General features: G+C 53.5%; 21 protein-coding genes. 9 read left to right on the top strand and 12 right to left on the bottom strand.

What is annotated here, in order from left to right; all coding sequences use genetic code 11:
* Positions 1-214 precede the first annotated feature (214 nt).
* Positions 215-382 (top strand): ribosome modulation factor, encoded by a 168-nt coding sequence (gene rmf / locus HV157_RS05290; RefSeq protein WP_013097261.1) that lies wholly within the window; start codon positions 215-217, stop codon positions 380-382.
* A gap of 72 nt (positions 383-454) precedes the next feature.
* On the opposite strand, the gene fabA is transcribed toward rmf, so the two are convergent.
* Both fabA and HV157_RS05280 read right to left on the bottom strand, forming a co-directional pair.
* Positions 455-973 carry a bifunctional 3-hydroxydecanoyl-ACP dehydratase/trans-2-decenoyl-ACP isomerase gene (gene fabA / locus HV157_RS05285; RefSeq protein ID WP_014169427.1) on the bottom strand — a complete coding sequence of 173 codons (519 nt, stop codon included), beginning with the start codon at positions 971-973 and terminating at the stop codon, positions 455-457.
* 68 nt (positions 974-1,041) lie between these two features.
* Positions 1,042-2,802 (bottom strand): Lon protease family protein, encoded by a 1,761-nt coding sequence (locus tag HV157_RS05280; protein WP_047955309.1) that lies wholly within the window; start codon positions 2,800-2,802, stop codon positions 1,042-1,044.
* Positions 2,803-2,988: 186 nt separating this feature from the next.
* On the opposite strand from HV157_RS05280, the gene matP reads away from it, so the two are divergent.
* Positions 2,989-3,441 (top strand): macrodomain Ter protein MatP, encoded by a 453-nt coding sequence (matP, locus tag HV157_RS05275; protein ID WP_014169429.1) that lies wholly within the window; start codon positions 2,989-2,991, stop codon positions 3,439-3,441.
* A 69-nt stretch (positions 3,442-3,510) separates the two neighbouring features.
* Here matP and ompA read toward each other — a convergent pair whose 3' ends face one another.
* Complete coding sequence (gene ompA / locus HV157_RS05270; RefSeq protein WP_020884794.1) at positions 3,511-4,566, bottom strand: porin OmpA; 1,056 nt, start codon at positions 4,564-4,566, stop codon at positions 3,511-3,513.
* A 355-nt stretch (positions 4,567-4,921) separates the two neighbouring features.
* Entirely contained in the window at positions 4,922-5,431 is a 510-nt protein-coding gene (gene sulA / locus HV157_RS05265; RefSeq protein WP_032677816.1) for an SOS-induced cell division inhibitor SulA, read from the bottom strand.
* A 217-nt stretch (positions 5,432-5,648) separates the two neighbouring features.
* On the opposite strand from sulA, the gene HV157_RS05260 reads away from it, so the two are divergent.
* Positions 5,649-6,275 carry a TfoX/Sxy family DNA transformation protein gene (locus HV157_RS05260; RefSeq protein ID WP_020884792.1) on the top strand — a complete coding sequence of 209 codons (627 nt, stop codon included), beginning with the start codon at positions 5,649-5,651 and terminating at the stop codon, positions 6,273-6,275.
* Here the strand turns inward: HV157_RS05260 and yccS are convergent.
* Positions 6,232-8,394, bottom strand: coding sequence for a YccS family putative transporter (yccS, locus tag HV157_RS05255; RefSeq protein ID WP_020884791.1), 2,163 nt, complete (start codon positions 8,392-8,394; stop codon positions 6,232-6,234). The two genes, HV157_RS05260 and yccS, sit on opposite strands and share 44 nt — an antisense overlap.
* Before the next feature lie 19 nt (positions 8,395-8,413).
* A complete protein-coding gene (locus HV157_RS05250) occupies positions 8,414-8,860 on the bottom strand; it encodes a YccF domain-containing protein (RefSeq protein ID WP_182268431.1) in 447 nt (148 codons plus the stop codon).
* Positions 8,861-8,982: 122 nt separating this feature from the next.
* Between HV157_RS05250 and helD the strand changes: the two genes are divergently transcribed.
* Complete coding sequence (gene helD / locus HV157_RS05245) at positions 8,983-11,037, top strand: DNA helicase IV (protein WP_150344201.1); 2,055 nt, start codon at positions 8,983-8,985, stop codon at positions 11,035-11,037.
* 59 nt (positions 11,038-11,096) lie between these two features.
* Here helD and mgsA read toward each other — a convergent pair whose 3' ends face one another.
* Together mgsA and HV157_RS05235 are read right to left on the bottom strand one after the other, a co-directional pair.
* Positions 11,097-11,555 carry a methylglyoxal synthase gene (mgsA, locus tag HV157_RS05240; RefSeq protein WP_020884788.1) on the bottom strand — a complete coding sequence of 153 codons (459 nt, stop codon included), beginning with the start codon at positions 11,553-11,555 and terminating at the stop codon, positions 11,097-11,099.
* A gap of 80 nt (positions 11,556-11,635) precedes the next feature.
* A complete protein-coding gene (locus tag HV157_RS05235) occupies positions 11,636-12,298 on the bottom strand; it encodes a DUF2057 family protein (protein ID WP_041162938.1) in 663 nt (220 codons plus the stop codon).
* A 172-nt stretch (positions 12,299-12,470) separates the two neighbouring features.
* Here HV157_RS05235 and HV157_RS05230 point away from each other — a divergent pair, with 172 nt between their 5' ends.
* Positions 12,471-12,887, top strand: coding sequence for a CoA-binding protein (locus HV157_RS05230; RefSeq protein WP_025204532.1), 417 nt, complete (start codon positions 12,471-12,473; stop codon positions 12,885-12,887).
* A 34-nt stretch (positions 12,888-12,921) separates the two neighbouring features.
* Here HV157_RS05230 and hspQ read toward each other — a convergent pair whose 3' ends face one another.
* Together hspQ and rlmI are read right to left on the bottom strand one after the other, a co-directional pair.
* On the bottom strand, positions 12,922-13,239 hold the full coding sequence (gene hspQ, locus HV157_RS05225) for a heat shock protein HspQ (RefSeq protein ID WP_013097248.1): 318 nt from the start codon (positions 13,237-13,239) through the stop codon (positions 12,922-12,924).
* 60 nt (positions 13,240-13,299) lie between these two features.
* Positions 13,300-14,490 (bottom strand): 23S rRNA (cytosine(1962)-C(5))-methyltransferase RlmI, encoded by a 1,191-nt coding sequence (gene rlmI, locus HV157_RS05220; protein ID WP_040017081.1) that lies wholly within the window; start codon positions 14,488-14,490, stop codon positions 13,300-13,302.
* A gap of 175 nt (positions 14,491-14,665) precedes the next feature.
* On the opposite strand from rlmI, the gene HV157_RS05215 reads away from it, so the two are divergent.
* Genes HV157_RS05215 through yccX form a run of 3 tightly spaced genes read left to right on the top strand, consistent with a single transcriptional unit; the run spans position 14,666 to position 16,315 of the window.
* Positions 14,666-15,223, top strand: coding sequence for a kinase inhibitor (locus HV157_RS05215; RefSeq protein WP_134179008.1), 558 nt, complete (start codon positions 14,666-14,668; stop codon positions 15,221-15,223).
* A gap of 10 nt (positions 15,224-15,233) precedes the next feature.
* The gene (locus tag HV157_RS05210; RefSeq protein WP_020884784.1) at positions 15,234-16,022 is read left to right on the top strand and encodes an AraC family transcriptional regulator; all 789 of its coding nucleotides are present in this window, start codon (positions 15,234-15,236) and stop codon (positions 16,020-16,022) included.
* Positions 16,023-16,033: 11 nt separating this feature from the next.
* Entirely contained in the window at positions 16,034-16,315 is a 282-nt protein-coding gene (gene yccX / locus HV157_RS05205) for an acylphosphatase (RefSeq protein ID WP_020884783.1), read from the top strand.
* Here the strand turns inward: yccX and tusE are convergent.
* Both tusE and yccA read right to left on the bottom strand, forming a co-directional pair.
* Positions 16,312-16,641, bottom strand: coding sequence for a sulfurtransferase TusE (tusE, locus tag HV157_RS05200; protein ID WP_020884782.1), 330 nt, complete (start codon positions 16,639-16,641; stop codon positions 16,312-16,314). The genes yccX and tusE overlap by 4 nt on opposite strands.
* Before the next feature lie 88 nt (positions 16,642-16,729).
* Complete coding sequence (gene yccA, locus HV157_RS05195) at positions 16,730-17,389, bottom strand: FtsH protease modulator YccA (RefSeq protein WP_014169445.1); 660 nt, start codon at positions 17,387-17,389, stop codon at positions 16,730-16,732.
* A 269-nt stretch (positions 17,390-17,658) separates the two neighbouring features.
* Here yccA and HV157_RS05190 point away from each other — a divergent pair, with 269 nt between their 5' ends.
* Positions 17,659-19,287 carry an ABC transporter substrate-binding protein gene (locus HV157_RS05190; RefSeq protein WP_182268432.1) on the top strand — a complete coding sequence of 543 codons (1,629 nt, stop codon included), beginning with the start codon at positions 17,659-17,661 and terminating at the stop codon, positions 19,285-19,287.
* Positions 19,288-19,339 lie beyond the last annotated feature (52 nt).

The raw sequence follows: 19,339 nt of genomic DNA, 5'->3' as shown, positions 1-19,339 counted from the left end.
GCGGTTTTTTTTTCAGTTTCACTTCAGACCGTTACTTGTGCCGGGTCACAATTTTTGTACAAATGATCTTCCAGGTAGCTCACAAATATGACACCCGTATGAATTTTGAACATTGACGCTGCGACTAATTCGGGGTATTCGTTATCTGTGCCTGCGCAAGTTTGTGCAGAAACTGTTTTCTTTCCACCAGACAAAAGAATGAGGGAAACGAGGCATGAAGAGACAGAAACGAGATCGCCTGGAACGGGCTCATCAACGTGGTTATCAGGCCGGCATCGCTGGACGATCTAAAGAAATGTGTCCTTATCAGACGATAAATCAAAGGTCACAATGGCTTGGAGGCTGGCGAGAAGCCATCGGCGACAGGGCACTCATAGCCTGATAACGTCTCTTTCAAAAAAAGAAACCTCCGCACTGCGGAGGTTTCGCCTTTATGGGGTCGCTCAACGCGAAATCAGAACGCGGAAGTGTCCTGGAACAGACCCACTTTCAGGTCGTTTGCGGTATAAATCTGACGACCGTCTACCAGCACTTCGCCATCTGCCAGGCCCATAATCAGGCGGCGGTTAACGATGCGTTTGAAGTGAATACGATAGGTCACTTTCTTCGCAGTAGGCAGAACCTGTCCGGTAAATTTCACTTCGCCCACACCCAGCGCACGGCCTTTACCTTCACCACCCAGCCAGCCCAGATAGAAGCCAACCAGCTGCCACATTGCATCCAGACCCAGACACCCAGGCATTACCGGATCGCCAATAAAGTGGCAACCGAAGAACCACAGGTCCGGATTGATATCGAGTTCTGCTTCTACGTAACCCTTATCGAAGTTGCCGCCGGTTTCGGTCATTTTCACGACACGGTCCATCATCAGCATGTTCGGGGCCGGTAACTGTGGGCCGTTAGCGCCAAACAGTTCACCGCGACCAGAGGCAAGAAGGTCTTCTTTTGTATAGGATTCGCGTTTATCTACCATGTTCTCAGTAAGCCTTATTTTAGTGAAGGACGCAGGATAGCTAACACGTGTACGCTGAACAAGTCCGATCAGTTTGAACTAAACCAGCCTAACCAGCGTAACGGCCAGGGATAACGATGACGAGCATCCTGCTGCGTCGCCTGAGCAATGCGCTCCTGGATAGTCTGCATCAGGGTTGTTTGCCCTTCGCCGTCCCATACCAGGTTTGTCAGTAAGGGTAGTGCATCATCAATGCCTTCGATGGCCCAGATGGTGAATTGTTCCTGTTCCACGGCATCCAGAATGTCCTGGCTGAGGCTCAAATGGCGCGCGTTAGGGGCAGGAATAATCACCCCCTGTTTGCCGTTTAACCCACGCTGCTGACAAATCGAGAAGAAGCCTTCAATCTTTTCGTTCAGACCACCCACTGGCTGCGCACGACCAAACTGATCGACCGAGCCGGTGATCGCGATGTTCTGATTAACTGGCACTTCTGCCAGGGCGCTGATTAAGGCGCACAGCTCCGCCATAGAGGCGCTATCACCATCGACTTCACTGTATGATTGCTCAAACGTCAGCGAGGCGGAGAAGGGGATTTGCTGCTCAAGCTGCAGCTCTGACATCAGGAACGCCTGCATGATCATCATGCCTTTAGCGTGAATGTTGCCGCCCAACTCGGCTTTGCGTTCGATATCAGTGAACTCACCGTCACCGACATGCACAACGCAGCTGATGCGGGAAGGTTCCCCGAAAGCGCGCGGGTGGCCGGGGAATTCAATCACCGACAGGGCATTGATCTGCCCGATACGTTCGCCTTCGGTCTCAACCAGAATTTGTTCCAGCAGAATTTCATCCTGCATACGGTCAGCAAGATAGCCTTCACGCCACTCACGCTGCGCCAGCATCTGGGTAAGCTGCTCACCGGTGAATGCGCCGTTACCGCTGACGACACCCACTTCACGTAACTGCTTGCCGATCCAGAGCGGGCAGAGCGGCAGCGTCTCCTGGTCACCGGTGTAGCGAACCGCTTCGCGGATCAAACCAGGCCAGGCGTCGGCGGCCGGCGTTGGCAGTGCGAAACGTTCCGCAACGCTCAACACCCACTGGCACCACTGTGCCATATCATCGGCATCGGTAATCTGGATGTTATCTTCGTATTCGCTGTAGACCGCCTGCTCAGCCAGTTCGGGCTCCATCTCCTGGAAGTCAGCCAGCGATTCACGATCACCCGTCAGCACCACGGTCAGCGACAGCGGCATTGAAGGAACTGAGACAGGCAGGGGACGAGACTCGTCGTAGCCAACCCAGTCAAAACGCTGCTGGCTAACCACCGTTTTCAGGCGCATCCACAGCAGAGGTTGTGAGAGGAGGGTGCGCAACGAGATGATCAGTACGCCGCCATTGGCGCGGTGCACCAGCCCTGGTTGCAGCGAGAGCTCACCGTTAAACTGGCGCAGACAACCAAAGAGTTGTTCAGCCTCGACCCAGTTAGCGGTAATCACCTCACCCCTGGCAGCAAAGCGGTCGTCGGGCTGCTCTGCCGGTTCGAATGTGACATCATGTCCCGCGATACGATATTGGCCGCCAAAGACGGCGTTCGCTTGCGGTCGCAACTGGCGCATGGCATCACCCAGAAGCGTCAGATATTCCGCTTCTTCCGGGGCCTTGAGCATCATGAAGGGTGATGTTGCCCAGGGGCTTAACACCTGCTCCAGCGCATAATGCAAACGGGGTTGCGTATCGCTAAGGATGAATTCGTGTTCTTTTGCGAGATCGGGTCGTGCAAACAGTTCCTGATAGCTCTCGGTATCCGGAACGAGGTCACGCCATGCAAGTTTCGTAATGGTCAAAGTTGATGTTTTTTAGTTAGATGTAAAAGCGTGGAGTATACCGTAAGCGGGGGGCTCTACCCAAGCAGGATTGGGCATTTCGGCAGGGCGATTGGCTGCATTCACTCACAGGATATGATTTCTTTTCAGCAGATTGCCAAAAAACTGATATTCTGAACAGAGTTACGTGGTAACACTGAGATCGCAATGAAATATCAACAACTGGAAAATCTCGAAAGCGGCTGGAAATGGAAGTACCTGGTCAAAAAGCACCGTGAAGGGGAGCTGATCACCTGCTACATCGAAGCCAGCGCAGCGCAAGAAGCCGTGGATATTTTGCTGACCCTCGAAAATGAACCGGTACAAGTTAACGGCTGGATTGAGAAACACATTAATCCTGCGTTGTTAAACCGGATGAAGCAAACTATTCGTGCGCGTCGCAAACGGCATTTTAATGCGGAGCATCAGCACACTCGCAAAAAATCCATCGACCTTGAGTTTATGGTCTGGCAACGTCTGGCAGGGCTTGCGCAACGGCGTGGGAAAACGCTGTCAGAAACGATAGTGCAGTTGATTGAAGATGCCGAGCATAAAGAGAAGTACGCCAACCAGATGTCGACGCTGAAGAATGATCTTCAGGCTCTGTTGGGTAAGAAATAGATTTTTGTTTACTTGAGATTCAGATAATAAAAAACCCCGCAGTGCGGGGTTTTTTTATAAGACGATAACTTATGCCGCTGGCTGAGTTACAACGTCTTTGATGCCTTTAACTTCGATCTCTACGCGACGATCTGGAGCCAGGCAGTCGATCAGTGCAGCGCGAGCTTTAACGTTGTCACAGGTGTTGCCAGTAACTGGGTTAGCTTCGCCCATACCACGTGGGGAGATCTTGTTAGCTGGGATACCTTTAGAGATCAGGTAATCAACAACAGACTGAGCACGTTTCTCAGACAGTTTCTGGTTGTAAGCGTCAGAACCGATACGGTCGGTGAAGCCCAGAACCACTACAGAACCGTCTTTAGGATCCAGGTTGCTCAGCTGGGTGTACAGCTGATCCAGTGCCTGCTGACCTTCTGGTTTCAGGGTAGCTTTGTTGAAGTTGAACAGAACGTCAGACTTCAGAGTGAAGTGCTTGGTCTGTACTTCTGGAGCTGGAGCCGGCGCTGGAGCAACGATTGGCGCTGCATCTTCCTGCTGGCCGAAACGGTAGGACACACCTACGCTCAGCATGCCGTTGTCCGGACGAACACCAACGGTGTTGCCGTCGCCGATGTTGTTAACCCACTGGTATTCCAGACGGGTAGCGATATCACGGGTCATAGCCCACTCAACGCCACCAGCGAATACTGGGGAAACACCGGTGTCATGGTCGTCGCCAGCGATGCTGTTGCTGGAGTCAGCGCGCCATACCATGCCGCCCAGACGAGTGTACACGTCCAGATCGTCAGTTACTGGGTAACCCAGTTTAGCGGTCAGCTGTACGCCCTGAGCTTTAAAAGCGCCGTTTACGTTGTCGCCTTTGTATGGCATACGACCTAACCAGTCGTAACCCATTTCAAAACCAACATACGGGTTAACCTGATAGCCACCGAACGCACCTGCACCAAGCTGGCTCTCGTGAGTAGGGCCATCGTTGTTCAGGCTGCTGTTGTACCAGCCGGTGTCATGGAACTGAGACCAGCCCAGTTTACCACCTGCATACCAGGTATTATCTTTCGGAGCGGCCTGCGCTACGGTAGCGAAGCCAGCCAGTGCCACTGCAATCGCGATAGCTGTCTTTTTCATTTTTTGCGCCTCGTTATCATCCAAAATTCGCCATGAAGGTCTCAATAGAGATTCACGGTTAAATCCTTCACCGGGGGGCGTGGTCAAATATAAATCTACCGATATCTTCGGCTTAGGCCGAGCACCCCTGGCGATGTAAAGTCTACAACGTAGCTGAAAACTTACAAGTGTGAAGTCCGTCAGGCATATGAAAAAAAAAGTTCCGTATACCGATTATTTAACATTTTTCGAACGAGTTTTGTGCAATAAAATTAAGGAGAACCGCACCAGACAAGCCTTGCCGCAGTTTTGGCGCCTGGAACTAAAATCGCATCTTGTGGTCAAAAAAAAATTCCAGGAATAATCTTAATTTTCCTCAATGATACAAATTTGAGTGAATTTTTAGGCCAGAAAGTTGTCCTCTGCGATAAGAATCTGGTCGAACCGGACGCATGATCAACCCGATCGCACTACCTTCTTCAGCCGCTTCAGTCAGTCGAAAATGTTCCTCATCGGTCAATTCGTCGGATAACCATCCAATCACCACGCTGTAATTCCCCGTACGTAACGCCCGGATCATCGATTCCACGGTATCGCAGGGAGAGAGTTGGTTAATTTGCATGACCTTTGTCAGCGGCAGGCCCGCGGACTGCACCCATTCACGGCTCAGTTTTTGTTGAGGCGTCAGCCAAAGCTGCCAGCGCGACTGCTGACCAAGCTGTTGTAATAACGGCAACAGCAGAAGTTGAGTGAGCAGGGGCTGGTCTTCACGATAAACCACTTCACTGATAAGCCCTGTCGAAACACGCCCGGTGGAATTCTGCGTGACATTGCCAGCGGAAGAAGAGAGAGAGGTTGAGCGATTTGCATAGCCTGAAGTGTACATATTCATTCCAGCCCTGTAGTTACTGTATGGATATACAGTAACCCCTGTATGCATAAAGATCAACCTCATTTTCGGAAAGCGACTCGCAAAATTCATTCATTATTGATGCGCCTGGAAAAATCATCTTGCTCAACGACGATAAGTTGCCTATTTTCCTGCTAACGGATCCGCTAGTAAGAAATTTCGTTGTTACTTTATGATTTTGAAGGGAAATATCATGAAAAAGATATCTTATGAACGGATTTATAAATCCCAGGAATACCTTTCACCCTTAGGTGAAATCCACCATCGTGCGTTGTTCGGGGGGTATACCCTGGCCGTAGATGATGCCGTCTTCGCTATGGTCTCCGACGGGGAACTGTATCTCCGGGCCTGTGAGGAAAGTGCAAAATACTGTGTAAAAAATGCCTCGTCATTCTTAACCCTGATGAAACGGGGTCGACCGGTGCTGCTCAATTATTATCGTGTCGATGACGGACTGTGGCAGGACAGAGAACGGCTGCTTCAACTCTCCTCGTTCGCGCTCAATGCGGCACGAAAAGAGCGTTCGCAGCGTGATCGGCGAAACCGCCTCAAGGACTTGCCCAATCTCACCTTTCAGCTTGAAGTGCTGCTCTTTGAAGCCGGAATCACTGATGAAGAGACGCTGCGGGAGCTGGGTGCCCGTGCGAGCTGGCTAAAGATGCGGGCGAAAAATAAAGCGCTCAGCATTAAAGTGCTCTTCGCGCTGGAAGGGGCCATCGCCGGACTTCATGAAGCGGCACTCCCGGCGGGAATTCGCCGGGAGTTAACGGAGTGGTTTAATGCGCTGCCTGAGCCACAGGAGAATCACTCCTCCAGGTAGCGATCTGCAGTTGCAGTCGGCAAATTTCTGGCAGCAGAGCGATAAGGAGGCCAATCTGCTGAAGAACCAGCGGTGCTTTGCTGTCGCTTCCCGGGTCAATATGCGTAATACGCTGAGCCAGTTCATCCAGCGCGTGCTGAACGCGAGGCTCATCGGCTGGTCGGTGATGAAGCGCGTCATCGACATAGCATACGGCGTCATCCAGCAGGGCGAGGATGGCCGGGTGAGTCAATTTCTCACGGTGCGCACCCAGCGTCGAAATATAACTGGTGAAGGTATGGTTCAGGCAGAGCAGGCGGAAAGCCGTTTCCCGAATTTCTGCCGTGGCGCGAGGCTCCGTGGACATGTTAGAGACCACCGAAGCCAGTTCAGCATCACAGTTATGCGCATCGCGACGCGCGATACGATAAGCCAGACGGTTATCGCGACCCTGATGATACTGCTCAAGGATGGCATCAAGGTATCGACAGTTCGCATTCATCGCCCTGTCTACCACACGCGGTAAATTACGGAACCGCCAGTCCGGCCAGATAAAACTGACCGCCGCCCAGGCGATTGCGCAGCCAATCAGCGTATCTATCACGCGGGGCAGGGCCACTTCAAATCCTTCACCCAGCAGGTTAAAGCAGAGTAGCACCAGCAGCGTGATGAACATTGTGGCATGCGCATACTGCACATTACGAAAGGCGAAGAACAACACACCGGTGATCACGATCAGGATCAGCTGGCCTTCGACAGAGGGCACGAAATAGAGCACCGGCAGCCCAATAGCGACGCCCACCAGCGTACCAATAATACGTAGCGCAAGGCGGTGGCGGGTGGCGTTATAGTTTGGCTGGCAAACAAACAGGCTGGTCAGCAGGATCCAGTAACCGTGATGTAACCCGGTTATCTGAATGATGGCATAACCCACGCACAGCACCAGTGACATCCTCACCGCATGGCGAAACAGTGCCGATTCCGGCGTAAAGTTGCGGCTCAGTCGCAGCCACATATCGCTGAAGCTATGCACGCTGTCATCAGCAAGCTGATTCTCCACATCTTTATCGGGGAGCGCCATCGCCTGCTCGGATTCAATGGTAGCCAGTTGAGCATCTATCGCCCGCAGGTTATTCAGCAAAAATCCCAATGCTTTAATATGTTCCGGCGATGTTCCACTGGCCTGAACGCGATCGAGCGCCGCATCAAGATGGCTAAATACGCGTTCGAAGCGCGGGTCATGTTGATAGGGCGTACGCAGCAAAATGGAGCGTGCCAGCTGCTGGCACGCCTGAGACTGCATCGACAGCAGGCGCTGGAAGCGGAACATCACGTCGCTGTAGCGGAACTTCTCACGCAGGGCAGCATACTGAACGTGCGAGGAGCTGGCACGCTCATGAATATCCTGCGCCGCGAAATAGTAGTGCAAGGTTCTTCGCGTTCCGCGCTGACCGCGATCGCCCCGCAGACGGGTAAGCAGTGAGGCTTTCGTCTGGTTAAGTGTGGCGACCAGTTGACCGTTGGCCAGAGCCAAATCGTAGAGCGGAGACTGGCTCTCCTCCTCGATATCCGGATCGAAGAGCCGGGATTTTAGCTCAAGGTAGTGGGCCAGTTGCTCAAAGCTGCGGGCAAGGTTGTCCTGAAGAGGGCGAACCGGAAAAATAAGATGCCCGGTTAACGTCAGCAGGTTATACCAGATGGCCCCCAGCAACAGCAGTATGGGTTGCTGGTACCATTGATCGTAAAGGGAAACACCCAGCATGGTGTAAATGGCGATCAGCAGGGCACCAAAGGCGATAGTGGCATAGCGCTGCCCAAGGCCGCCAAGCAAAATAAACCCGCTGGTAGAGAGCGTAAGGCCAATGGCAAACAGCCAGGGCCAGGGGAAGAGCAGCTCCACGGAGGCTGACGCGATAAAAAAACAGACCAGCGTAATCACAAGATTACGCAGGCGCCCGGCAAGGCGATCGTCCAGATCCGCCAGCGCCCCCGCAACCACTCCCAGCGTGAGCGGGATGGTGAGTTTTACGTCATTCAGCCACCACGGCAGGGCAACCGTGCCGCAAAGGGCGATAAATATTCTGACGTTATAAAGCCAGATGCTGTTCCAGGTATAACGGCGAAGCAGTGGGCTTAGCATAAGCACGGCCAGTCCTTATTTACTGAAAACGACGACGCGCGTTTGCTTCACGTGCCGCCTGTGCCACTTCTACCGGAACGACCCTGCGCCCGACTGGCCAAAGCGCGATGGCGGCAATCTTAAAGTTCGCGATCCCTACCGGAATACCAATAATGGATATGCACTGGGCAATACCGGCAAAGATATGCATCACACACAGCCACCAGCCGAAGAAAACCAGCCACAGAATATTGAGGACCGTGCCTCCCGTGTTCAGCAGTGCGTTTTTGCTCTCCGGGTTCAGTTCGTCAACGTGGACGGCTTCATTCCCGTACGGGATGAAAGAGAGTTTGGTGATTTCCCAGCAGGGGCGGGTCAGGGGGAGCGTAAAAATAAGGACGATGCTCACCAGCGTGGCAAAAAGCCAGGCAAGAGTGGTGGCAAAACCGCCTAACACAAAATTCAAAACATTCAGAACAGTACGCATAAACCCTCAGTTCCTTTCGATATGATTAACGCCCAGTGATTGTAACGTTTTTTAGGCTGGAGCACCTTAAAACTGGCAGTTAAACTGTCAGGTAAATTATCTCTTCGTGGATTCGGCTGGACATGGAACTGAAAGCAACATCATTAGGCAAACGCCTGGCGCAACACCCCTACGACAGGGTTGTCCTCCTTAATGCCGGAGTGAAAGTCTCCGGAGAACGCCACGAATACCTCATTCCGTTTAATCAACTGCTGGCTATCCACTGTAAACGCGGGTTGGTCTGGGGCGAACTGGAGTTTGTCCTGCCTGACGATAAAGTCGTGCGCCTTCACGGCACCGAGTGGGCTGAGACCCAGCGCTTCCATCATCACCTGAATATGCTCTGGCAGCAGTGGAGCCAGGATATGAGCGTGATTGCCGCTCAGGTACTGCAGCAGGTACTGGATGATATTGCACAAAGTAACGAGCAACAAATGTGGCTCACCCGCCAGCAGACGGCCGGGTTGCAGCAAAAGATTAGGCAGGCGCTGGCGGCACTGCCGTTATCCGTGACGCGTCTTGACGAGTTCGACAATTGCCGTGACGCCTGGCGTCAGTGTCAGGCCTGGCTTGGCGATACAGACAAGAGCCGGCTGGCGCACAACCAGGCGTGGACAGATGCCATGCTGACCCGTTATGCCGACTTTTTCAGCACGGTTGAATCTTCACCGCTTAACCCTGCACAGGCGCGCGCCGTGGTTAACGGCGAGCACTCCCTGCTGGTGCTGGCGGGTGCCGGAAGCGGCAAAACGTCGGTGCTGGTGGCCCGTGCGGGTTGGCTACTGACAACGGGTGAGGCTGTTGCCGACCAGATACTGTTGCTGGCGTTTGGCCGTAAGGCGGCCGAGGAGATGGACGAACGCATACAGGAACGCCTGCATACCCGGGATATTACCGCCAGAACCTTCCATGCCCTGGCGCTGCATATCATTCAGCAGGGCAGTAAAAAAGTGCCTGCCATCAGCAAGCTGGAAAACGACACGCAGGCGCGTCAGGCGCTGTTCATTAAGACGTGGCGTCAGCAGTGCAGTGAGAAAAAGGCGCAGGCTAAAGGGTGGCGTCAGTGGCTGGAAGAAGAACTCAACTGGGACGTACCGGAAGGCAATTTCTGGCAGGATGAAAAACTGGCTCGTCGCCTGGGCTCTCGCCTCGACCGCTGGGTTAGCCTGATGCGGATGCACGGCGGATCGCAGGCCGAGATGATTGAAAGCGCGCCGGAGACGATCCGCGCCCTGTTTTCGAAGCGGGTCAAGCTGATGGCCCCGATGCTGAAAGCCTGGAAAACCGCGCTGAAAGAGGAAAATGCCGTCGATTTCTCCGGTTTGATCCATCAGGCCATTATCATTCTTGAGAAGGGCCGTTTTGTCAGCCCGTGGAAGCATATCCTGGTGGATGAATTCCAGGATATCTCGCCGCAACGTGCCGCGCTGCTCTCGGCGTTAAGGGCGCAAAATAAACATACCTCGCTGTTTGCGGTGGGCGATGACTGGCAGGCTATCTATCGCTTCAGCGGGGCACAGCTCTCCCTGACGACTGCATTCCATCACTATTTTGGCGAAGGCGATCGCAGCGATCTGGATACCACCTACCGCTTCAATTCCCGGATTGGTGAAGTTGCTAACCGCTTTATCCAGCAGAACCCGCATCAGCTGGCAAAACCGCTAAATAGCCTCCGGGCCGGGGACAAAAAAGCCGTTACCCTGCTGGCGGACGATCAGCTGGAGCCGCTGCTGGACAAACTGAGCGGCTATGCGAAGCCGGATGAACGTATTCTGGTGCTGGCACGCTATCACCATCTTAAGCCTGCGGCGCTGGAAAAAGCCGCGACCCGCTGGCCGAAGCTGCAGCTCGATTTTATGACCATCCACGCCAGCAAAGGACAGCAGGCCGACTATGTGATAGTGATGGGGCTTAAAGAGGGGAGCGATGGTTTCCCGGCTCCGGCACGAGAGTCGGTAATGGAACAGGCATTACTGCCGGTCCCGGAAGATTTTCCGGACGCCGAAGAGCGGCGTTTGCTGTACGTGGCGATGACCCGCGCGCGTCATCGCGTGTGGCTGCTGTTCAACAAAGAGGAGCCGTCGGTGTTTGTCGATATTCTGAAGAGTATTGATGTCCCAGTGGCGAGGAAGCCTTAACGGGATAGCGGAGCGGTAATATTGCAGGCCCGGTAAGCGTGTCGCCACCGGGCAAAAAACTACTTCAGTCTTTCGGAAAGATAGCGCTGATAATCCGGGATCAGGATCTCAACCGGTGAGTTGAAGTGCGGGGATTCAATGATGAAATCTGCCGTCGACAGGTTCGTCGCCACCGGAATATTCCATACCGTTGCCAGACGCAGCAGGGCTTTGACATCCGGGTCGTGCGGAACCGCATTCAGCGGATCCCAGAAGAAAATCAGTACATCAATTTTCCCTTCAGAGATCTGAGCGCCGACCTGCTGGTCGCCGCCCATCGGGCCACTCAGCATGGCATTGACCTCCAGACCCGTTTCGCGGTGGATCAGGTTACCGGTTGTCCCGGTCGCTGAGAGAGCATGCTTTTCCAGCAATGGCTGATGGCGGCGAACCCAGTTAAGCAGCATTTGTTTACAGTGATCGTGCGCAACCAGAGCAATGTGTTTGCGTTCCGGTAGCGTGCGTGTTGTCAGTTCCATAATCTTATCCATCAGGTTAACTGACTACACGATGACGGGAACCGCCTGACGCTGCAAGAGAAAGGCGAAAAAAATGTGGCTTATGATGAAGGTTGTTGCTTTACCCACTGTAAAAAACGGGCCCGGGTCTCAGGATCGGCCTGCTGGAACCAGAATTTAAGACGCTGTTCCGTCAGCGTCTGGGACTGTGGCGGAATAACATCCAGCTCTGAGACACCGGACAGCAGCGTACTGTCGTCGGCCATCCTGGTGGCAAACTGTGGAAGGGAAGCGCGTTTGCCTGCCTTGTTATAGATTTCGGTCGCGGCCTCGTAATCGGTGCCTTTCGGGGACGAGGTTAACGCCAGAATATCGAGTTTTACCGGAATCGGCATTGAATCCCCGTCCAGCAGTTCAAGGCGCGGAGAGGCGTCAAAGGCCGCCGACTCTTTTTCGGTTTCAAGACGCGGGAGGGTAATGTTCACCTGACTGACCCGCTGGGTATTAAAACTGACAATCAGCGGCGCAGAGATATACATGCGTTGTTCATGATTAGCGAGGCCGATGGTTTTTTCTACCCGCAATACCAGCTGGTGTGGCCCATTATCAAGTTCGATGCTGTCCGCACCGCGCAACAAGGAACTGGACACTTTTTTTCCGTCCAGCACCAGCAGATCAATATCCGTTGAAAGCCGTAGCGTGGTCGCAAAGACGCAAACTGGCATCACTAACGCAATCACAGCAGTGGCAATGCCGGTTTTCATAGAGGGCTCCTGTTGAAATGACTCGGCCGCGGTAATGTATCCAAATATTTCGATAATCACGTTTACTAACATATAGACATATTCTGCCGTTTTGCCCTCATGCATCTGCATGGGATGCATGGTTGAGATGTGCGCTTTGACGTACACTCATAAAAAAGCCTGGAGGAAAACCATGAAAGAGAACGAAATTGCCGAGATTCTGACATCGACGCGCACGATTGCACTGGTCGGGGCAAGCGATAAACCGGATCGCCCAAGCTACCGGGTGATGAAGTACCTTCTCGATCAGGGCTATCACGTCATCCCTGTGTCGCCGAAAGTGGCCGGTAAAACCTTACTCGGTCAGCAGGGATACGCCACGCTGAACGAGGTACCTGAAAAAGTCGACATGGTGGATGTTTTCCGCAATTCCGAGGCAGCGTGGGGAGTGGCACAAGAGGCCATCGCCATCGGCGCGAAAACGCTGTGGATGCAGTTGGGTGTCATTAACGAGCAGGCGGCGGTGCTGGCGCGAGAAGCCGGTCTGACGGTGGTAATGGACCGATGTCCGGCGATTGAGATTCCCCGTCTGGGGCTGGCGAAGTCATAAAAAAAAGCCCGTTTATCGGGCTTTTTTTACACGCTTAGTTCCGCAGGCGCGGGGCCTGTAACTGTTTGCGGATAGTCTGAGCAAGTTCATCCATCGTGGGTTGCTCTGGATGCTCATCCTGCAGTTCGCTACTCAGCTGCGCTTCAGCAAGGTAGGTGTGAACGGGTTGTCCATCATCCCCCTCCATCACCACATGATACCAGGGCGCGGCGCGAAGCTCAGCGTTAACCGCCAGCTCATCCGCTGACGGTTCATCAAGGGAATACTCCGGGTCGATATCCACGACCACACCCAAATACCCTAGCAAAGTGTGGCGGACCTGCTGGCCGATACCGAATTTGCTGGCAATCATAGTCACCTCCCGGGAAACACTACTTACACGTTATGTGCGGGCAATATTTCTCTTTTCAAGTTACATGACGCGACAGGCAAACCCTTTCAGATACAGCCCTTCCGGGTAGGTAGCGATCACCGGGTGATCGGCTGCCTGACGGAACTGTTCTATAAATTGTACATCACGACCAGCATCTATTGCGGCATCAGCGATGATTTTCTGAAATAAATCTGTGGTCATCAGGCCGGAGCAGGAGAAGGTGAGAAGCACTCCACCCGGGTTCAGCAGCTGGATGGCCAGCATGTTGATATCCTTATAGCCGCGGCAGGCACCCATCAGCTGACTTTTATTCTCCACAAACTTCGGTGGATCCATCACGATGACGTCGAATTTCTCGCCCTGATCGCGATACTTACGCAGCAGCTTGAAGACGTCATCGCGAACAAACTCGGCTTTGCTCAGATCCAGCTTGTTCAGCTCGACGTTTTGTTTCGCCACGTCCAGCGCTTCCTGAGAGGTATCAACGCTGACAACCTGGGCACAGCCGCCCATCAGCGCCGAGACGGCGAAACCACCGGTATAGGAGAAGCAGTTCAGTACGCGTTTGTCGGCAACATACTGGCGAGTGGCCAGGCGGCTGTCACGCTGGTCCAGGTAGTAACCCGTTTTATGGCCGCCCTGGATATCCACCAGCAGCTTCATACCGTGCTCTTCGATTGGCAGCAGGGCAGGCGGCAGTTCACCGGTGACCGGACCTTGCGTCAGCTCCATGCCCTCTTTTTTGCGCACTGCCACATCGCTGCGGTCATAAATGGCGCATTCCGGGAAAACCGATTGCAACGCGCTGATCAGCGCGGCACGTTGATATTCAGCCCCTGCGCTTAACAGTTGCAGTACCAGGAAGTTACCGAAGCGGTCGATCGTCACGCCAGGCAGACCATCGGACTCACCGGCAATCACACGGTAGCTGTCCAGACCGTCACGCTTTGCCAGCCAATCACGCCACTGCTGCGCCTGCTGTAAACGACGAACGAAGAAATCAATATCGATCGTTTCATCTTTATCAAAGGTCCAGACGCGAGCGCGGATTTGGGATGCTGGCGAATATGCGCCTCGCGCTAACCATTTCCCCTGATGGTCAACGATATCGATGGTCTCTCCGAGGCTGGCTTTGCCTTCCATACGGGCTACTGCACCGGAAAAGACCCAGGGATGGCGGCGCAATAATGACTTCTCGCGCCCTTTGGCTAACACTAAACGTACACTCATAATTTGCTATTCTGTCGATTCCAGGGAAATGGCGCGTAGAGTAGCACATTCAGCAAGTCGCAATCATCTGCGGATGCCTTTGAGCGTTTCGGCACAAAATCAAATCGCTTAGGCACAGTACTGCACTGCGATGGGCTTTACAGTAGGGTTTCCGGTACAGCAAAGGGAAACACAAATGAGAAAGCGCCTTGCGATAGCAGTAACTACCCTGGCGGTGGTCAGTGTTCATGTTTTAGCGGCATCGTCTTTCACCATCAGCAGTCAGGATCTGGCCAGTGAACGCCCGTTGTCGCAACAGCAGGTGTTTGACGGGTTTGGGTGTCACGGTGGGAATCACTCTCCACAACTGGCGTGGAAAAATCCGCCTGTCGGGACGAAAAGTTTCGCAGTCACGGTATTTGACCCTGATGCCCCTACCGGAAGTGGATGGTGGCACTGGACGGTGGTCAATATTCCCCTCCAGACGCTGACGCTTCCCGCCGATGCCGGAAACCCGAAGGGGGAGACATTACCGGCCGGGGTTGTGCAGGGGCGTAATGATTTCGGTTATTCTGGTTTCGGCGGCGCATGTCCGCCCAAAGGGGATAAGCCGCACCGTTATCAGTTTACCGTCTGGGCGCTGGATGTGGATAAATTGCCTGTCGACAGGAATGCCAGCGGCGCGCTGGTGGGTTTTATGCTTAACAGTCACGTCCTGGCAAAGGCCAGCTTAACCGTTACCTACAGCAGATAAGGATGGCACGGTGCAGGGAGTCCAGTTTCAACATAAACATTTGACGGCCGGTGAAGTGAGTGCCAGTAAAATGCATCACCTGCACCAGGTTAAACTCTTTCTTCCTGCCATTTGCCATATCACTCACGGCAGTAAAGTGATTGTTCAGGACGATAACCGCCTGGTGGCGACGAAAGCGTCGCTGATCATTATTCCCGCCAATACGCCGCTGGAGATCATAAATCAACCCGCGAATGGTCTCTTTCGCTCTGACTTATTGATGTTGTCACCGGAGCTTCTGGCGGAGTTTAAAACGCATTACCTGAAATCCTGGCCGCGCACAGAATTGCATTCCCTCTGTGCTCCCCTGAGTGAGGGGCTGGCATTTATGTGGAGTAACCTGCTGCATGCCGTGCGTCAGGATTTACCAGAGGCGTTACAAAAGCATCAGGCTTTCGGCCTTTTGCTGGCATTGCTACATGACGGCGTCGCAGGGCCGTTGCTTATAGAGCGTAATAGCCACCTGTCCGAGCAGGTGCGGCAGTTCATCATGCTGTCGCCCGCCAGGGCCTGGACTGCACAGGACGTTGCCAGCCGCCTGGCATTGAGCGTGCCGACGCTACGCAGACGGTTACGCGAAGAGTCGCAGAGTTTTCGCCAGATTGTTGAGGAGGTGAGGATGGCCGTTGCGCTGTCACACTTACAGTCAACCCGGTTACCTATTGGCGAAATCGCATTACAATGTGGTTATCTTTCCAGCTCTCGTTTTACTGCCCGTTTCCGGCAACATTATGGCTGTTTGCCGAAAACGCTACGTTAAGGAGTAGAAAAATGTCAAAAATCTGCACAATTGCCTGGGTACACGGCATGGTTCAGGGCGTCGGATTCCGTTACAGCACGCAGCGCGAAGCTATGCAACTGGGGCTCACGGGATACGCGCGAAACAGGGATGATGGCAGCGTTGAGGTGGTTGCCTGTGGTGATGCGGAGCAGGTTGAAAAGCTGGTGGCGTGGCTGAAAGCAGGTGGGCCGCGCAGCGCGCGGGTTGATAAGGTTTTAACCGAACCCCATCAACCTGGCCGGGAATACGTTAACTTCGGTATTCGCTACTAAATGCATTTCACCGGTTTTGGCAGGCCGGCGATTTTGGTGGCCTGTTTTGCCGGGCCTTTCGGGAACAGGCGATACAGGTAACGGCTGTTGCCTTTCTCTTCACCGAATTTATTGGCCATTGCCTTGACCAGCATGCGGATAGCCGGGGAGGTGTTGAATTCGAGATAGAATTCGCGCACAAAACGCACCACTTCCCAGTGTTCCGGGGAGAGGGCGATACCTTCGTTTTCGGCGATTTTTTCCGCCAGCGGCTCGCTCCACTGGCTGCTCTCTTTCAGATAACCGTCGTTATCAGTTTCAATCTCTTTACCTTCAAAACTCAACATAATCATTCACGCGTCAGTCAAAAACCGCAGCAGTGTACCAAAAAACAAAGCCCCGCATAAGCGGGGCTCTGGTTCACAGCATTGTTGATTAATCGCGGCTGGCGAAGCCCAGGATGCTCAACAGGCTGACAAAGATGTTGTACAGCGATACATACAGGCTCACGGTGGCGCGGATGTAGTTCGTCTCACCGCCGTGAATGATGTTGCTGGTTTCATACAGGATTGCGCCAGATGAAATCAGAATAAACACGGCGCTGATCGCCAGGTGCAGGGCAGGCAGCTGCAGGAAGATGTTTGCCACCATACCTACCAGCACCACCACGATACCTGCCATCAGCATACCGCCGAGGAAGGACATGTCCTTACGGGTGGTCAGCACGTAGGCCGAACAGCAGAAGAACACCAGCGCGGTACCGCCCAGCGCCATGCCAATCACGTCGCCCATACCGGCGGACAGATAGGCGTTGAGGATGGGCCCCAGGATATAGCCCAGGAAACCCGTAAAGGCGAACGCGGACAGAATACCCACCGGTTTATCAGCAGTTTTGTAGGTCAGGAACATCAGACCATACATCCCCACCAGCGTCAGGATCAGACCCGGTGACGGCAGCATCAGCACGGTGCTGGCCGTTGCGGTCATCGCCGAGAATGCCAGCGTCAGGCTGAGCATGAAATAGGTATTGCGCAGCACCTTGTGGGTACTGAGTAGCGATGTGCGGTCGCGTGAAGAAGTAATTATACGATCCATGAGTCACTCTCTTATGACAGATGTAATTAGCGGAAAGAATAGGAAACGGCGCGCCAGTCTCAAAGTGGTTTTACCCATCTTTACTCAGGACGTTAGCGTTACTGCTGGTTGTTTATTCTTCAGAAAACCTTTTCAGCAGAATGAACAACGGTTTGCTTCATTTATTCAGATCAAGCTCTTATAGGTTACTGAAAAATATTGCGTTATTACACTTTGAGCGCTAAGTGTTATTTCCGGATCGTCAAAAAACAGACAATAAGGCGAAGGAAATGAAACCACAAGCACGCACGCGCTTTACACTCTCTTTGTTAACGGCAGGGATCCTGTGCGCCAGCACGGCGACCTGGGCGGCTAACGTGCCAGCAGGAACACAGCTGGCCGATAAACAGGAACTGGTAAGAAACAACGGTAATGAACCGGCCTCACTTGACCCGCATAAAGTCGAAAGCGATGTCGAATTCAATATTATCAGCGATATCTTCGAAGGGCTGGTTAGCGTTTCTCCGACTGGCGAAATACAGCCACGGCTGGCAGAAAAATGGGAGAACAAAGACAACACCGTCTGGACTTTTCATCTGCGTCCAGGCATCACATGGAGTGACGGCACCGCGATTACCGCGCAGGATGTGGTCTGGAGCTGGCAGCGTCTGACAGACCCCAAAACCGCCTCACCGTATGCCAGCTATCCGGGCAACATGCATATTGTTAACGCCGCTGATATCGCTCAGGGGAAAAAAGCACCGGATACGCTGGGTGTAAAAGCCGTTAACGATACCACGCTTGAGGTCACGCTGACTCAACCTAATGCCGCATTCCTTGCCATGCTGGCCCACCCGTCGCTGGTGCCGGTGGATAAGGTGCTGATTGGTCGGTTTGGTGATAAGTGGACCAAACCGGAGCATATCGTCACCAGCGGAGCGTATAAACTGTCGCAGTGGGTGGTTAACGAGCGCATCGTGGCGGAGCGTAACCCGCGCTACTGGGATAACGCACATACCGTTATCAATAAGGTGACCTATCTGCCGATCACCTCCGAGGCCTCGGATGTAAACCGTTTTAAAGCAGGTGAAATCGATATTGTTTATACGGTGCCGATCAACCAGTTTGCCCAGCTCAAGAAAACCCTGGGTAGCCAGCTGGATGTCTCCCCGCAGCTTGCCACTTATTACTATGAATTCAACACCACCCGGCCGCCATTCAACGACGCGCGTGTACGTAAGGCGCTGAACATGGCGCTGGATAAAGAGATCATTGCCGGGAAGGTCTTAGGGCAGGGGCAGCGTCCGGCGTGGCTTATCAGCCAGCCAGATATTGGCGGTGTGACGCTCCAGAACCCGGACTATGCCAGCTGGCCGATGGATAAACGTATCGAAGAAGCGAAAAAGCTGCTGGCCGAAGCCGGCTTTAACGCCAGCCATCCGCTGCGTTTTAACCTGCTCTATAACACCTCTGAATCGCACCAGCGCATCGCGATTGCCGCCAGTTCGATGTGGAAGAAAAACCTTGGGGTGGAGGCGAAGCTGCAAAATCAGGAGTGGAAAACGATGCTCGATACGATGCATACCCACGACTTTGACGCAGTGCGCTACGCCTGGATTGCCGATTACGACGATGCTGCCACTTTCCTGAACAACTTCCGTACCGGTGACAGCGAAAACACCAGCCAGTACAGCAATCCGGAGTATGACCAGGCGCTGGTGAACGCCGCGAAAGCCAAAACACCGGCAGAGCGCGGTAAGTTCTATCAGCAGGCGGAAGATTTGCTGGCGCGCGATGTGCCTGCCATTCCGGTATATCACTATGTCCGAACGCACCTGGTCAAACCGTGGGTGGGAGGATTCACGCCGGACAAGCTGGGATACTATTTCACCAGGGACATGTATATCAAAAAACACTGAGCATGAACGCTGAATTTTGTGCTGATAAAATGGCCGATACGTTGTCTATTCA

The sequence above is a fragment of the Enterobacter sp. RHBSTW-00318 genome, assembly GCF_014101375.1.
GTDB lineage: Bacteria > Pseudomonadota > Gammaproteobacteria > Enterobacterales > Enterobacteriaceae > Enterobacter > Enterobacter ludwigii.
This window is presented reverse-complemented; position numbering and strand designations above follow the sequence as displayed.